General features: G+C 72.1%; 11 protein-coding genes and 1 pseudogene. 6 read left to right on the plus strand and 6 right to left on the minus strand.

Going from position 1 to position 15,072, the window contains the following annotated elements; all coding sequences use genetic code 11:
• Positions 1-115: 115 nt before the first annotated feature.
• A complete protein-coding gene (locus AB0J21_RS00005) occupies positions 116-802 on the minus strand; it encodes a ScbR family autoregulator-binding transcription factor (protein ID WP_363143427.1) in 687 nt (228 codons plus the stop codon).
• Positions 803-942: 140 nt separating this feature from the next.
• On the opposite strand from AB0J21_RS00005, the gene AB0J21_RS00010 reads away from it, so the two are divergent.
• Positions 943-1,824: a ScbA/BarX family gamma-butyrolactone biosynthesis protein gene (locus AB0J21_RS00010; RefSeq protein ID WP_363144058.1), complete on the plus strand. Its 882-nt coding sequence runs from the start codon at positions 943-945 to the stop codon at positions 1,822-1,824.
• Positions 1,825-2,021: 197 nt separating this feature from the next.
• Positions 2,022-2,711, plus strand: coding sequence for an HAD family phosphatase (locus AB0J21_RS00015; RefSeq protein WP_363143428.1), 690 nt, complete (start codon positions 2,022-2,024; stop codon positions 2,709-2,711).
• Between the two features lie 102 nt (positions 2,712-2,813).
• Here the strand turns inward: AB0J21_RS00015 and dhaL are convergent, their stop codons facing one another.
• From dhaL to AB0J21_RS00030, 3 genes are all read right to left on the minus strand, one after another.
• Positions 2,814-3,524 (minus strand): dihydroxyacetone kinase subunit DhaL, encoded by a 711-nt coding sequence (gene dhaL / locus AB0J21_RS00020; RefSeq protein ID WP_363143429.1) that lies wholly within the window; start codon positions 3,522-3,524, stop codon positions 2,814-2,816.
• Between the two features lie 31 nt (positions 3,525-3,555).
• Positions 3,556-4,548 carry a dihydroxyacetone kinase subunit DhaK gene (locus AB0J21_RS00025; RefSeq protein ID WP_363143430.1) on the minus strand — a complete coding sequence of 331 codons (993 nt, stop codon included), beginning with the start codon at positions 4,546-4,548 and terminating at the stop codon, positions 3,556-3,558.
• Between the two features lie 108 nt (positions 4,549-4,656).
• Positions 4,657-5,406, minus strand: a complete 750-nt coding sequence (locus AB0J21_RS00030) for a class I SAM-dependent methyltransferase (protein ID WP_363143431.1) — start codon at positions 5,404-5,406, stop codon at positions 4,657-4,659.
• A gap of 340 nt (positions 5,407-5,746) precedes the next feature.
• Here AB0J21_RS00030 and AB0J21_RS00035 point away from each other — a divergent pair, with 340 nt between their 5' ends.
• The 3 genes from AB0J21_RS00035 to AB0J21_RS00045 all read left to right on the plus strand — a co-directional run bounded on the left by AB0J21_RS00035 (position 5,747) and on the right by AB0J21_RS00045 (position 11,148).
• Positions 5,747-8,125: a GH92 family glycosyl hydrolase gene (locus tag AB0J21_RS00035; protein ID WP_363143432.1), complete on the plus strand. Its 2,379-nt coding sequence runs from the start codon at positions 5,747-5,749 to the stop codon at positions 8,123-8,125.
• Between the two features lie 232 nt (positions 8,126-8,357).
• Entirely contained in the window at positions 8,358-8,918 is a 561-nt protein-coding gene (locus tag AB0J21_RS00040; protein ID WP_363143433.1) for a dihydrofolate reductase family protein, read from the plus strand.
• Positions 8,919-9,258: 340 nt separating this feature from the next.
• Positions 9,259-11,148 (plus strand): CocE/NonD family hydrolase, encoded by a 1,890-nt coding sequence (locus AB0J21_RS00045; protein WP_363143434.1) that lies wholly within the window; start codon positions 9,259-9,261, stop codon positions 11,146-11,148.
• A 59-nt stretch (positions 11,149-11,207) separates the two neighbouring features.
• Here AB0J21_RS00045 and AB0J21_RS00050 read toward each other — a convergent pair whose 3' ends face one another.
• Positions 11,208-12,767 carry a cryptochrome/photolyase family protein gene (locus AB0J21_RS00050; protein WP_363143435.1) on the minus strand — a complete coding sequence of 520 codons (1,560 nt, stop codon included), beginning with the start codon at positions 12,765-12,767 and terminating at the stop codon, positions 11,208-11,210.
• Between the two features lie 339 nt (positions 12,768-13,106).
• Here AB0J21_RS00050 and AB0J21_RS00055 point away from each other — a divergent pair.
• Positions 13,107-13,493, plus strand: a pseudogene (locus AB0J21_RS00055) (methyltransferase domain-containing protein); the annotation flags it as partial.
• Between the two features lie 216 nt (positions 13,494-13,709).
• Here the strand turns inward: AB0J21_RS00055 and AB0J21_RS00060 are convergent.
• Positions 13,710-15,065, minus strand: a complete 1,356-nt coding sequence (locus AB0J21_RS00060; RefSeq protein WP_363143436.1) for an NtaA/DmoA family FMN-dependent monooxygenase — start codon at positions 15,063-15,065, stop codon at positions 13,710-13,712.
• Positions 15,066-15,072 lie beyond the last annotated feature (7 nt).

The raw sequence follows: 15,072 nt of genomic DNA on the forward strand, positions 1-15,072 counted from the left end.
GCCCCAACCCACCCACCCCCCCCGCGCGGGCGCGCGCCGCCCCCGCCCCGCCCCCCCGCGGGGGCGCCCCCCCCCCCCCGCCGGGGGGGGGGCACACCCACGTCAGCGTTCCCGCTCAGCGCGCCGTGCCCGCCGCTCGTCCGGGGCCGGTGCGCGGGGCGGCGGCGGAACCGTCGGGGCCCAGATGCCCGTAGACCCGGCCGAGGAGACCCGCCGGGTCGGGCACGGACTGGAGGCCGGCGAGCAGCAACAGCCACAGTTCGTCGAGGCGTTCCTCGATCCTGCGGCGGCCGTCGAGCGCCTCCGAGATCGTGTGCAGACCGTAGAACGCGCCGACGAGGCCGGCGGCCGCGGTGTCGGGCACGACCCCCGGCCCGAGGTCCCCCTCCTCGCGCGCCTCCGAAAGGAGGGCCGACACCTCCTCGATCCAGCCGACGAACGGCACCGGAAGGGACAGCGCGATGCACTTGCGCTCGGTCCACAGTCGCGCGGCGGCCCTGACCACCACGTCGTCGCGGAAGGCGCGCGCCACGTCGTAGCTCAGGGCCACCATGCGCTCCAGGGCGGGCCGTGCGGAGGCCCGGCGCCGGGCGACCAGCCGCGGCCAGGTGTTGAACTGCGCGTCGATGACCGCTCTGGCCAGTTTCTCCTTGCTCGCGTAGTGGAAATAGATCGCACCACTGGTACGCCCTGAACGCTTGGCGATGTCGCTGATACTCGTACCCACGAACCCGCGTTCGTCGAACAGGCCCGCCGCCGCCTCCAGAAGTATGGTGCGCGTTCCCTCAGCCCTAACCTGCATTTCGCCCCGATTGCCGTTCGGTTTCTGCCGCCGTAAATATAGTCAGCGACTAGCCCGTTCGGAGCACGCACGCGCGCCCATTCCCCAACAAGAGTGCATTCTGCGATAGGAAAATCAGTTCTATCGAGAGTTCTCCTATGATGTGTCCGTTGAGCTGGTCGCGTACGGTTCCGCGCGAATGGGTACACCGGTCCTCGGCCGCCGAAGTACTGATCACCGACGTCGTGGCCCGGGCCGAGAACAGGTACGCGGCGGCCGCCGCCTGGCCGAGGTCCCACCCGACCTTTCCGCTCGACGGCAGCGACCTGCACCACCCGCTGCTCATCATGGAGACCTTGCGCCAGCTGGGCATCTACATCCCCTTGCGCCATTTCGGGGTGCCCGCGGACTCCCGGCTCGTGATCGCCGACGTCCACTTCCGCGCCGATCCGGCGGCCGAGCCGCGGGCCGCCGCCGCGTGCACGGAGGTGACCTGCGACGTCCTCGCCACCCACCTGCGCTTCCGGAACGACGGGACCCTCAGCGGCCTGCGCCTGGACGTGACCCTCTCCGCCGCGGCGGGACCCTTCGCCAGAGGCGGCGGGCTCGTGCACTTCCTGCCCGCCAGGACGTACGTGGCGATGCGCCGCAGCAACGCCGACCTGCCGCCCTCGCAGCCCGACCCCGGCCTGCGCCGCCCGCCCCGTCGGCTGCTGGGCGTCACCCACGACCGGGACGTGGTCCTCGCCGAGGACGGCGGGACCATGCGCGTGGCCCCCTTCGACGTACGCCACCCGTTCTTCTTCGACCACCCCTCGGACCACGTGCCGGGCGTCGTCCTGCTGGAGGCGGCGCGCCAGGCGGCCGCGTACGCGAGCAGGGGCACGCTGGTGCGACCCAGGGCCGTTCGGATGAAAGCGGCGCGCTTCACGGAGTTCCGGCCACAGGCGGCCGTCCACGTCGCGATCCATCACCGGACCTGCGCCTTTCACATTGTCCAGGGGGAGAACCTGACCACGTTCGGCGCCTTGGAATACGAATAAACCGATGATCATAGCGTTCCGTGAATGATTGACGCGTTCTCGCGACCGTCCGTAACGTAATGCTCGTTATTTTTCGGAGTGCACCGAGCATTCCCCCGTTGGCGCGGGGGACTCATGAGCGCCGGGACCCAGGCCATTGCGCCGGCCGTCGCGGCCGCATTCCGATTGCGTGGCGTGCCCAGAACGGAAAGAAGCCGATGCGCGCACATCTGTTGAGTTGGACCCCCGCCGCCATCGTTTTTGACTGCGACGGAACCCTGATGGATACCGAGAAGAGCTGGCAGGACGCCAGGACCCTGACGCTGCAGGACTACGACCTCGTGCCCGCCCCGGGTTTCGCGGAGCGCAGCCTCGGCGTCCACTACACCCAGTGCGGCCGGCTCATGGCCGAGGAAGCGGGTCGCCCCGAACTGTCCGACACCCTGGCGAACAGGCTTCTGGAACACTTCAAGAAGCTCGTCGCCGACCACCCCAAAACCATGCCGGGCGCCCCCGAACTGGTCACCACGGCAGTGAAGTTCGCCCCGCTCGCGGTAGCGAGCAACTGCCCCCGGGAGGTCGTGGAGGCCTGCCTGTCCAACACGGGGCTGCGCGAGCACTTCGACCACATCGTGGTGCCCGGGGAGGGCATCAGGCCCAAGCCGCACCCGGACGTCTATCTCACCGCCGCGAAGGCGTGCGGGGCGGCTCCCGAGTCCGCACTCGCGGTGGAGGACTCGGCGGTCGGCGTCGAGGCGGCGGCCCGGGCGGGTCTGCGGGTCATGGGCGTCGGCCCCTGGCCCGGCGAACAGGTGGCCTCCCTCGTCGACCTGTGGGTCGAGGCGCTGGACGAGCCCGACATCTTCAGCTGGGCGAGCGAGCGCATTCCGCGACGCTCCCCGCAATGACCGGGCCGCGGTGCGGCCCGCCGGGGCAGGACCCCGCCACTCCGCCCACCCTCCGGGGCGGTATCGGCGGGCGGGCGGACGCGGGCGACACGGTAACGGCGCTCAGCCGGTGCCGGAGGCCCGCTCGGTCTCGGTGAGGAACGGGGCGACCGCCTCGACCACGCCGCCCGCCGAGGCGAAGAACACGGCTATGCCGACCGCGCCGGGGTCGGGCACGTTGGTGGAACGTTCCCCCACGTAGCTGGCACGGCCCCGGCGGGAGCGCAGCCTCGTGGTGTCCCGCACTCCTCGCCAGGCCGCCTCGGCGGCGCTCGCCAACGCCGCCGAGGCCTCCGTGTCGGCACGGGCCGCCTCCTCCAGGGCCTCGGCGGCCGGGGCCAGGGCGTCCACGAGCGTCTTGTCCCCGGGCTCGGCCTCTCCCACCCGTTGTATGGCGCGCAGGCCTTGAGTGGTGCCCTCGGCGAGCGCGGCGGCGCTGCGGGCGTCCTCGGACTCGCTGAGCGCGAAGGCGAGTTCCTGGAAGAGCAGGCCGAACAGGGGCCCGCTCGTGCCGCCCACGTGGTCCAGGAAGGCGTCCGCCGCGTACCGCAGGGGACGTGCCGAGGCCACGACGTGGGCGGCCGCCCCCTCGGCGGGCCCCGGCTCCCCGTCGTCCAGGGAGCGCACGGTCCGGGTGAGCCCGGAGCTGAGGTTGTTGCCGAAGTCCCCGTCGCCCACTTCCTGGTCGAGAGCGGTCAGTTCCTCGCGGGTGGCCGCGACGGAGGCCGCGAACTGCCGCAGCCAGCGTTCCGAGAATGCGTCGTCCATGGACATGTCGGTCTGCCTCCCTGCCGATGGGGCCGTTTCACCAGGCGGCTGTGCGCGCCGGCGCGTCGAAGTGGCCGACGGTCCGCGGATCGCTTCTGAGGAAAGTCAGGGAGAATCCGCGCATGTCGAGCGCCGTGACGTAGTCGCCCACCAGGGACCGGTCGGCGTGCACCCCGGCCTCCGCCAGCACGTCGGTGACCTCCGCGTACACGGTGTACAGCTCCAGGGAGGTGACCGCTCCCAGTCCGTTGACCAGGACGATGACCGAGTCGCCCGCCCCCACACCGAGGGACTCGAGCAGCGACCGGGACATGCCCGCGACCAGTTCCTTCACGGGGGGCTGCGCGACCGTGGAACGGGCCCGCTCACCGTGGATGCCGACCCCGTACTCCAGATCGCTCCGCTCCAGCTCGAAGGCGGGCAGACCGGTCTCCGGGGTGGTGTGCGCGGCCCCGGCCACCGCCAGGCTGCGGCTGCGGCCGACGAGGTCCTCGCCGAGGGCGGCCAGTTCGTCAAGACCCATGCCGGTGTCCGCCGCCGCGCCGAGGATCTTCTCGACCAGCACGGTGGCCCCGGTGCCGCGGCGGCCGACCGCGACCTCCTCGGACTCGGTGGCGAGGTCGTCGTCGATCAGCACACGGGCGCAGCGGATGCCCTCGCGCGCGAGCCGTTCGGCGGCGATCCCGAAGTTGATCTTGTCGCCGGTGTAGTTCTTCACGAGGTGCAGGACCCCCTCGGGCCCGGCCACCGCGCGGGAGGCGGCGAAGATCTGCCGGTTGTGCGGGGAGGCGAATATCTGGCCCGGACACGCGGCGTCCAGCATCCCGCGTCCGACGAATCCGACGTGGAGCGGTTCGTGCCCCGAACCGCCGCCGGAGACCAGTCCGGTCCGCCGTCCCGGCGCGCGCTCGACGGCGCTCAGGTAACCCTCGTCCTCATGCCAGACGACCGTCTCCGGGTGGGCCCGGGCGAAACCGGTCAGTGCCTCCTGCGTGAGGTGGTCCGTGGAGTTCACAAAATACTTCGGCATGGCACTCCGATCCCTCGCCCTTTGGGGAACCTGAACTCGGCCGAGTGATGTTGCCCCATCCTCTGGCGTCCCTCGCCCGGCGGCAACTGTTGAGGCAAGGAAGCCCGCTCAGTCACCGGTCCGCTCCACTCGGCGAGCGAGCAGGACCTCCTCGTGCACGGACTCCGTCGCGAAGCCGGCCGCCTCGATCTCGCGGCCCAGTTCCCCGGCCGTGAGGGGCCACAGGGTGAAGGTCTCGGCATGTCTGCGGATCTCCCGTCCGTCGCGGTGCACGTGGTATTCGAAGCGGGCGCTGATCCGTCCGCGGTCAGGAGTGGTGACGACCCGCGCACCGTACACGTCCTGTCCCAGCCGCACCCGGGGCAGCGAGGAGGTGCGGGCGGCGGCGGGGACGACGCAGGGGGGTGTCTCGACGGCGAGCAGGGCCCCGGGCCGCAGGGCCCGGTGCAGCGCGGGCCACAGCGCCCTGCGTCCGGCGGGTTCGAGGCCGGCCACCAGGTTGTGGCACACGGCGGCGTCCGCGGCCTCCCGCAGTCCGCTGCTCTGCAGGTCGCAGGCGTGGACCGTCACGCGGGCCCGCTGGTCGGCGCCCATCGCGGAGAGCCGGGACAGCAGGGCGGTACGCATCGGCAGGGCCGGTTCCACGGCGTGCACGAGTACGCCGGTGCGGCGCAGCAGTATCGCGGTGACGACGCCGGTGCCCGCGCCGACGTCCAGCACGGCGGCCTTCGCCTCCTTCACGAGGTCCCGGTAGAGGCGGGTGACGCGGCGCAGGTCGCGTTCCGCCTGGAGAAGGTCGTAGAACTCCGCCGTCACGCCGTACTCGGGCAGGTGCTCCGACTGCTCGTCCAAGGCCATGCGCCATGACTGCCCCGCGCCCGGGGAAACCACGCGTGGTGCGGCACCGCGTGCGTCCGTCCAGGTCGGCCCGCGGAGGTGCGGCCCGGCACGCGGCCCGCCGCGGGCGCCGTGCGGCATGTCCCGGCGCCCGGGGAGCCGACCGGGGCTCGGGTGACGCGGCCGGGCGCCCGGTGGTGGGGGCGGGGGCCCTCGGTGGGGTGGGAGGGACGGCGCCCGGGGAGCTGGGACGGGGGCGCAACCCGCCGATGTGCCCGGCCTCTTGACGCTGCACCGGCCGCTGCGAAGAATGGGCGCCGCTTGACAACGTTGTCTCAGCGGCTGGAGGTCGTGCCCCGACATGTCATGGACTCATCGATCCCGACGGCGAGCAGCCGGTGCGCTGCTCGCCGGCACGCTCGTGGGAGGTGTGCTGCTCGCGCCCTCCGCACAGGCCGCCGCCGGACACGGTGCGGCACGGGAGCACCTCACCGACCTCGTCAACCCCTTCATCGGCAGTGAGAACGAGGGGAACACCTACCCGGGGGCGGCGCTGCCCTTCGGGATGGTGCAGCTCTCCCCGGACACCGGCCACACCACCGGGTACGACTACCAGCAGGACCACATCCGGGGACTGAGCCTCACGCACATCTCGGGTGTGGGCTGCGGGCTCGGCGGTGACCTCCCGGTGCTTCCCACCACCGGGGACGTCACCGAGACCGACGACGCCAAGTACGCCTCCGCGTACAGCCACGACGACGAGGAGGCGCATCCCGGGTACTACCGGGTGGGCCTGAAGACGTACGGCGTGCAGGCGGAGGCCACCGCGACCGAGCGGACCGGCAAGCAGCGCTACACCTTCCCGGCGACGGACAAGGCCAACGTCCTGCTGAACGCGGGCCAGTCCCTGCACCGGACCGTCTCGACGAAGGTCGAGGTGCTGGACTCCCGCACGGTCCGCACCGCCGTCACGGGCCGGGGCTTCTGCCAGGACACCGTGCCCTACACGGTCTACACGATCACCCGTTTCGACCGCCCCTTCACCTCGCACGGCACCTGGTCCGACGGCAAGGTGACGGCGGGCTCGTCCTCCTCGACCGCGAAGGAGGCCGGCAACGGCGCCTACGTCCGGTTCGACACGCGCGAGGACCGTACGGTCGAGGCGACGACGGCCCTCAGTTACGTCGACGCGGCCGGGGCCGCCCGCAACCTGGCCGCCGAGGGCCGGGGCACCTTCGACCAGGCCCGCCGGGCGGCGGACGCGACGTGGGAGAAGCGGCTGGGCCTCGTGGCCGCGCAGGGCGGCGACGCGACGCTGCGCCGCACCTTCTACTCCTCGCTCTACCGGTCCTTCCTCGCCCCGAACATCGGCAGCGACGTGGACGGCCGCTACACCGGCTGGGACCAGAAGAAGCACCGGGCGGACGGCTTCACGTACTACCAGAACTGGTCGCTGTGGGACACCTACCGCACCCAGGCGCAGTTGCTGTCGCTGCTCGCACCGCGCGAGTCCCGGGACATGGCGCTGTCCGTGCTGCGGGTGGACAAGGAGAGCGGCTGGCTGCCCAAGTGGGGCTACGGCACGGTCGAGACGAACATCATGACGGGTGACCCGGTCACCCCCTTCCTGACCAACGCCTACCAGCAGGGGCTGCTCAAGGGCCACGAGGAGGAGGCGTACCGGGCGCTGAAGAAGAACGCGGACGGGGTGCCGCCGAAGGATTCGCCCGCGGTCGGCCGCGAGGCCAACGAGCAGTATCTGAAGGATGGTTACGCGCCGTACATCAAGGACCGCCCGCACGCCAAGCCCGGCGACTCGGACTTCGACCACGGCGGTTCCGCGACGCTGGAGTACGCCCTTTCCGACGGTGTGCTGAGCCGGATGGCGAAGGACCTCGGGCACGACGCGGACGCGCGGCGCTACGCCGAACGCGCCCAGAACTACCGGAAGGTCTTCGATCCCTCGACCGGGTTCTTCCGGGCGCGCGACGCGCAGGGCGCCTTCACCGGCCCGGCCGACCCGGCGCAGAGCGAGGGCTTCCACGAGGGCACGGCGTGGCAGTACCAGTGGATGGTGCCGCAGGACCTGCCCGGGGTGATCGGCCTGATCGGCGGCCAGGACGCCGCGCGGCAGCGGCTGGACTCCTTCTTCGCCTACGACCAGTTGGTGGCCGACCCGGCGAAGACGGCCCGTGAGGTGTGGGTCAACGGCCCGTACGACTACTACAACGCGGACAAGTACAACCCGCAGAACGAGCCGGACCTGATCGCCCCGTACACCTACCTGTCGACGGGGCAGCCGTGGAAGACCACGGACGTCGTGCACGCCGCGCTGACCCTGTTCACCGACGCCCCGACGGGGATGACGGGCAACGACGACCTCGGCACGATGTCGGCCTGGATGGTGCTCTCCGCGATCGGCGTGTACCCCGTGCAGCCGGGCACCGACACGTGGGGCCTGTCGACACCGGTGTTCGACCGGGTCGATCTGACGCTGGACCGCCGCTACTACCCGGCCGGCCGCTTCACGGTCTCCGCTCCGGGCACCTCGGCCGATCAGCGGTACACGCAGTCGGTGCGGCTGGACGGCAAGGCGCAGGCGCGCACCTACCTGACCACGGACGATCTGCGCGCCGGTCACCGGCTCGACTTCACGGTCGGCGGCGCACCCTCGACGTGGGGCACCGAGGCGGCGGACGCACCGCCGCCGTTGACCCCCTCGCAGCCCGGGCAGGGCTGACGGACGCCCCTTCGGGGGACGAGTCCGGGGGACGAGGGAGGACGACGCGAGGACGGGGCGGGCCCACCGGCACCAGGCCGGTGGGCCCGCCCCCGTGTGCGCCGCCCGGGTCCGAGCGGTGGCGGGTCCGTGGGGTTCCGCGACAATGGAGCGGGGGCCGCGCGACCGCACGGAACAGGCGGGCCGGGGACGACAGCGGGACATCAGCCGACCGAGGGACAGGAGCGGCGCCATGCGCACGCTGGCCATCACCCAGAACATCACTGTCGACGGCTCGATCGAGATGCTCACGGAGTGGTTCGACCCGGGCGCGCAGGGCGACGTCTCCATGGACGATCTCATGGCGGAGAGCCGGCGCCAGGACGAGCGGGCGGACGCCCTCGTCCTGGGGCGGCGCACCTTCGAGGACTTCCGGGGCTACTGGCCCCGGCAGACCGACGACACCACCGGGATCACCGCCTACCTCGACCGCGTCCAGAAGTACGTCGTGTCCACCACGCTCACCGAGCCCGGCTGGGAGAACTCCCGGATCCTCGGCCCGGACCCGGTGGAGGCGGTGGCCGCGCTGAAGGCCGGGGAGGGCGACGACATCGTCGTCACGGGGAGCATCACGCTGACGCACACCCTGATCGCCGCCCAACTCGTGGACGAGTACCGGCTGTTCGTCTACCCGGCGGTACAGGGGCGTGGGCGCCGGTTGTTCCCCGAGGGCACGGTGATCCCGCGGCTGCGGCTCGTGGACGCGAAGAGCTTCCGCAGTGGCGTCGTGTACCAGTGCTACGCGGCGAGTTGAGCCGCCTTCGCCCTCCGGGGTGAACAGGGCCGGACTCCCCGGGCTGCGGCCCGGGGAGTCCGGCCTACGTGACGGGGGCCACCGGCCCTGCACCCTTCACTCCGCCGTCCTCGCGAACTCGCTTCACAGAGGGCGGCCTTCGCCCTGTCCGGCCTCACCCGAATAAGGCGCAAAGGGAAGCATTTTCTCCCAACTGCCCTGAATGCGAAAGCCATTGTGTTGCTTCATCCCGTAACCGGCGTGCAATACGGGGGCGTTGTGGCGTTGGCAAGCCGATCATAGACTTCTCCGGCGTCGACACCACCTGCACCGCCCGCCCCCAACGTTCCGGGAGAAGCATGTGAACGCACGTCGCGCGGCCGCCTGGGCCGTCTCCGCACTGGCCACCACCCTCGCCCTGACCGGTGCCCTCGCCGCCCCCGCCGCCGCCGGGCCGGGCCCGGTGCCCCAGGCCGCCGCCGCCTCGCAGGCCCGGCCGGCCGCGGTCGGGACCGCGACCACTCCGGTGACCCACGCGGAGAACGACCGGGTCCCGGAGGGCGCGGTCTGGACCCAGCACTACTTTCCCTCCGCGGACCGTTCCGGCACCGAACTGCACGCCGACGTCCTGCTGCCCGAGAAGACCCCGAACAAGCGGGTGCCCGTCATCCTGTCGGTCGGCCCCTACTTCGGGCACTCGGGACAGACCGACCCCGAGGGCTGGACGCACACCGGCCCCTCCTCCCGCTTCCAGGACTTCATCGAGGGCACCGACCTGTTCGACCAGGGCTACGCCTTCGTCATGGTGGACCTGCGCGGCTTCGGCGGCTCCACCGGCTGCCTGGACTGGGGCGGCCCCGGCGAGCAGGCCGACGTCAGGGCGGCGATCGACTGGTCCGCGAAGCAGCCCTGGTCCACGGGCTCGGTCGGCATGTACGGAAAGTCCTACGACGCCGCCACCGGGCTCATCGGCAACGACCTGGACCAGCGCGCACTCAAGGCCGTCGTGGCCCAGGAGCCCGTGTGGGACATGTACCAGTACATCTACTCCAACGGGGTGCCGCGCCCGAACGTGACCGGCACCGCGGACGCGTACAACTCCATCGCGACGCTCGCGCCGCTGAGCGACGACGACGCGCGCTACCAGGCCAACGCCCGGTGGGAGGAGAGCCACCCGGAGTGCCTCACGCAGAACTCGGCCGGATACCGGATATCCGACCAGCGCGACAAGCACTGGACCTCGCGCGACCTGGCGAGGATGGCCAAGGGCACGGACACCCCGCTGTTCGTCACGCAGGGCTTCATCGAGAACAACACCAAGCCCGAGGAGATGCAGGAGTACCTGGACAACCACAAGGGCCCCGAGCGCGGGTGGCTCGGCCAGTGGGAGCACGTGCGCGGCGGTGACCGCACGAGTGACGGACGCCTGTCCATGGGCCGCGAGGGCTGGTACCAGGAGACGCTCTCCTTCTACGACCAGTACCTCAAGGGCGCCGAGCCTACGGTCCGTTATCCGGCCTACTCCGTCGAGGACTCCACCGGTGCCTGGCGCGCCCAGAAGACGTGGCCGGTCGTCGAGCGGTCCGTGTCGCTGCCGCTGGGCGGCGGCACGTACGTGGACGACGGGGGCGCCTCGGGGCGTGCGACGCTGAGCAAGCCGGGTGGGGCCGCGCCGAAGGCGCTCCCGCAGCCGTCCGGCGAGTGGGACATGGAGCACGCGCCCGCGATCGATCCGGCCGCCCCGAAGGACCTGCCCAAGGGCCTCGCGAGGCGCCAGACGGCCGGTGCGGTCACGTCGAGCTTCTTCGTGTGGTCCCGGCCCGTGCGCGAGGCGGTCCGGGTGACCGGCACCCCGCAGGTCTCGCTGAACGCCAAGGGCTCGGGCAATGTCATGCTCAAGCTGTACGACGTCGCCCCGGACGGGACCGCCGCGATGTTCGACGAGCAGGTCTCCCTGCTGCGCCCGGGCCGGCTGAGCGTCGACCTGAAGTCGACCGACTGGACACTCGCGGCCGGGCACGTACTGGCCGTGGAGATCGGCTCCATCCAGACGGGTTCGTGGCGCGACACCCCCTCCGGTGAGACCGTCAAGGTGACGGACGCGCGCATCAGGCTGGCCCTGGACGATCCGGCCGACGACGTCCGGACCGCCGGTGACCGCTCCCCGTACCTGGACACCTACCTGCGCCAGTACACGGTTCAGCTGCCCACCGGGAAGCCGGGCTTCACGGTTCCCAGCGGTCGCCTCTAGCCCCGAGGCCGAGGCCCGGCCGGCGCGTCCGGCCGGGCACGGAGCCCAGGAGTCCGGGTTCAGGGGGCAGCACTCCCCCGCCCGGCCTCCTGGTCGAGCAGCGCGTCGAGGTCCTTCAGCCGCTCCAGCCCCCGCACGGGACGCGCCGTGCGGGGGTTGTGCGCGAGCAGGTCCCGGTGCCGGTGCAGGAAGGCCCAGTATCCAGCGGTGTACGGGCAGGCGTCCGGTCCGGTCCGCACGTCGGGCCGGTAGGCGCAGCCCCCGCACAGATCGCTCATGCGGTGCAGGTAGGCGCCGCCGGAGGTGTACGGCTTGGAGGTCATACGGCCGCCGTCCGCGTACTGGGACATGCCGACGACGTTCGGCAGCATGACCCAGTCGTAGCCGTCCACGAAGCAGCGGTGGAACCAGTCGGTGAGCTGTGCCGGGTCCCAGCCGCGCTGCAGGGCGAAGGAGCCGAGCACCATCAGGCGCGGGATGTGGTGGGTCCAGCCCGTGTCGCGCACCTGCTCCAGCACGGTACGCAGGCAGTGCGCGGTCACCGCGTCCGCGTCCAGGTCCCGCCACCAGTCGGGCAGTGGTTCGTGGTGGTCCAGGGCGTTGCGGCTGCGGTACTCCTCGCCGAAGTGCCAGTAGAGCTGCCACACGTACTCGCGCCAGCCGCACACCTGCCGTACGAAGCCCTCGACGCTGCTCAGCGGCGCCCGGCCCGCCCGGTACTCCGCCTCGGCGCCCTCGGCCACCTCCAGCGGGTCGAGCAGGCCCAGGTTGAGCGAGGAGGACAGCAGGCTGTGGGCGAGCACCCCGTCGCGGGCGAGCAGCGCGTCCTCGTAGGGGCCGAAGGCGGGCAGCCGTTCGGCGAGGAAGCGGCGCAGCGCGGCGCGCGCCTCGCGCCGGGTGGCCGGGAAGCGGCGCGGGCCGTCGCGGCCGACGAAGCGCACCGTGCCCTCCCGCTCCCAGCGGTCCAGGTCCTCTCGCACCTGCGCGTCGACGGCGTCCTCGCGCGGCCGGTAGGGGGCCTTCACGTCGAGGTGTTCCTCGCCGCGCGGCGGGGGTTCACGGTTGTCGTGGTCGAGGTTCCAGCGGCCGCCCACCGGCCGCTCGCCCTCCATGAGCAGGTCGTGGCGGGTGCGCACCCAGCGGTAGAAGTCCTCCTGCCGCAGCCCCGAACCGTCCGCGCCACGCCCGTGCTCCCCCGCCCAGTCCCGGAAGTCCTCGTGGTCCACGAGGAATCCGCGGGGCGGCAGCACGGTCACCCCGTCCAGGCCCCGTACGAGTTCCAGGGCGGCCCGTGACGTGGGGTGGTGGACGGTGAGCGGGACGGCGCCGGCCTCGCGCAGCCCCTCCCGGTACGTCTCGGCCCGCACGTAGGTCACGCGCTCACCCAGTTCGGCGGCGCGGTGCCGCATCGCCGAGAGCAGCAGGTGGGCCTTGGCCCGGTGGAAGACGCGGCGGCGCAGTACCGCCCGCGACTCGATCATCACGACCGGTACCCCGCGCCCGGGTCCCCGCGGTCCGGGGCGCAGGAAGTGCGGGCCGAGCTGGTCCCCGAAGAGCCAGTGGGCGCGGGGGGCCTCGGTGCTCTCGGGGTGGTCCTGTCGTCGGTCGTGGCCAGCCATCGCGGGCTCCTCGGTCGCAGGTGGGACGTTCGGTGGGGAAGGCGCGCACCACACGCCTACCACCGGGGCCCCGCAGTCCCCGGCCGGACATGCGGGTCGCCCGCCGTCGAGGTGCGGGGAACTTTCCTGCGCCGTTCTTGTGAAGAGTGGTCACTCGTGGGTACTCGCGCTGCGACGTCACGTGCATGACGGGGCGTCAACCCGGCGAACATGAAGGCGTGACCGCGCCGAGCGCGGCGCGCAGCGGGGCGGGGCGTTCCGAACGGCGGCGTCCCGCTCGTCCGGGCGCCCGCCCGATATCCAGGTGAGTGTGCGGCGGTTCGCCCTTGGGCCGCGCCCATGGACGCAGCCGACTTCTCCACGGGTATCGCCACCGAACTCTACGGTCCGCTGAAGTCCTTCTCCCAGGGCCCCGAGCCCTACGCGGCCTTTGTGCGGCAGGCGGGTACCCCGGCACTGGAGTCGGGTTGCGGAGACGGTGATCCGCTGCTCGGACTGCTTCGGCGCGGTCTTGACGTCGACGGTGCCGGCTCCTCGGCGGATGCTGGAGCGTCGCGCCGTCGGGCACGCGAGCAGGGCGTCAGTGCCACCGTGTTCCACCAGCGTATGGAGGCCCTGGACCTGTCCCGGCGCTACCGGGCGGTCTTCCTGGCCGGACCGGCCTTCACGCTGCTGCCCACCGACGACGAGGCGCTCGCCGCGCTGCGCGGTGTCCGTGCGAGTCTCGCCGAGGGCGGAACGGCGCTGGTCCCCCTGTTCGTGCCCGCGCCGACCCCGGCGGACCAGATCGGCCGCGTGCGCATGGCCACCGCGCCGGACGGCGCCGAACGACGCGCGCACGCAGCGCACGCTCCCGCGCAGCGCACGCTCCCGCGCGGACGGGGCCGATCTGCACTTCCGGCTCCGCGCCGTCGGCTGAGCGACCGGTACGACCCGCGCGGCTCAGCCCAGCGGGGGCAGGTCGAGGTGTTCGCGCAGGGTGGTGCCCTCGTACTCGGTGCGGTAGACGCCGCGCTCCTGGAGTACCGGGACGAGCTTGTCGACGATGTCCGCCACGGAGTCCGGGAGCAGGTGCGGCACGATGTTGAAGCCGTCGACGGCACGGGTGCGGACGTAGCGGGTCCACTCGTCCGCGACGCTCGCGGGGGTGCCCACGAAGGACGGGTGGCCCGGTGACACCTCCAGCGCCAACTCGCGTATGGACAGGCCCCGTTCGTCGGCGAGGTCGCGCCACTTCTGGATGAGGGCCAGTTTGCCGCTGCGGCGCTCGATCGGGATGGTGCCCCGGGAGGGGTCGAGTTCCTCCTCGCTGGGCTCGATGTCGGGCAGGGGGCCGTCCGGATCGTAGGCGGACAGGTCGGTGCCCCAGTACTGCTCCAGGAAGGCGATGGCGCGCGGCCCGTTGATCTGCTCGCCGCGCACCCACCGGGCCTTCTCCCGTGCCTCGGCGGGGGTGTCGCCGAGGACGACGCTCGCGCCCGGGAGGATGCGCAACGAGTCGGGTGACCGTCCGTGGCGGGCCAGCCGGTCGCGCAGGTCGGCGGCGTAGGCCACGGCTTTGCCGTACTCGGTGTTGGCGGAGAAGACCACGTCGGCGTGGCGGGCGGCGAGTTCCCTGCCGCCGTCCGAGTCTCCGGCCTGGAACAGCACCGGGCGTCCCTGCCGGCTGCCCGGCACGGTGGCACTCGCCCGCAGCTTCACGAGGTCGGTGTCCCGTTCCACCGGACGGACGGAACCGGGGCGCGCCCAGTGGGCGGCGTGCCCGTCGGTGGCGACGGCGTCCGGGTCCCAGGACGCCCAGAGCGCCTTGGCCGCTTCGACGAACTGTCCGGCGCGTTCGTAGCGGCGTTCGTGCTCCAGCCAGCCTCCGTGGCGGAAGTTGGCCCCCGTCCAGGCGTTGTCGGTGGTGACGATGTTCCAGCCCGCCCGGCCCTCCGACAGCAGGTCCAGGCTCGCCAGCCGGCGGGCCAGGTCGGCCGGGTAGTTGTAGGTGGTGTTCTGCGTGGCCACCAGGCCGATGCGCTCGGTGGCCGCGGCGAGCGCGGACAGCTGGGTGATCGCGTCGGGCCGGCCGGCCGCGTCGAGGTCGAACACCTTGCCGCGGTTCTCCCGCACCCGGAGTCCCTCACCGAGGAAGAAGGCGTCGAACAGACCGCGTTCGAGGAGCCGCGCGATCTCGACGAAGGTCTCGACGGCCGTGTGCGAGGGCGCCTGCGGATCGCTCCAGACGAGCTGGGGGCCGACGCCGGTGTAGAACACGCCGAGGTGCAGCCGCGGGCTCGGGTTCTGCTCAGTCATGACACTC

The organism is Streptomyces sp. NPDC049954 (genome assembly GCF_040656295.1).
Taxonomy (GTDB): Bacteria; Actinomycetota; Actinomycetes; order Streptomycetales; family Streptomycetaceae; genus Streptomyces.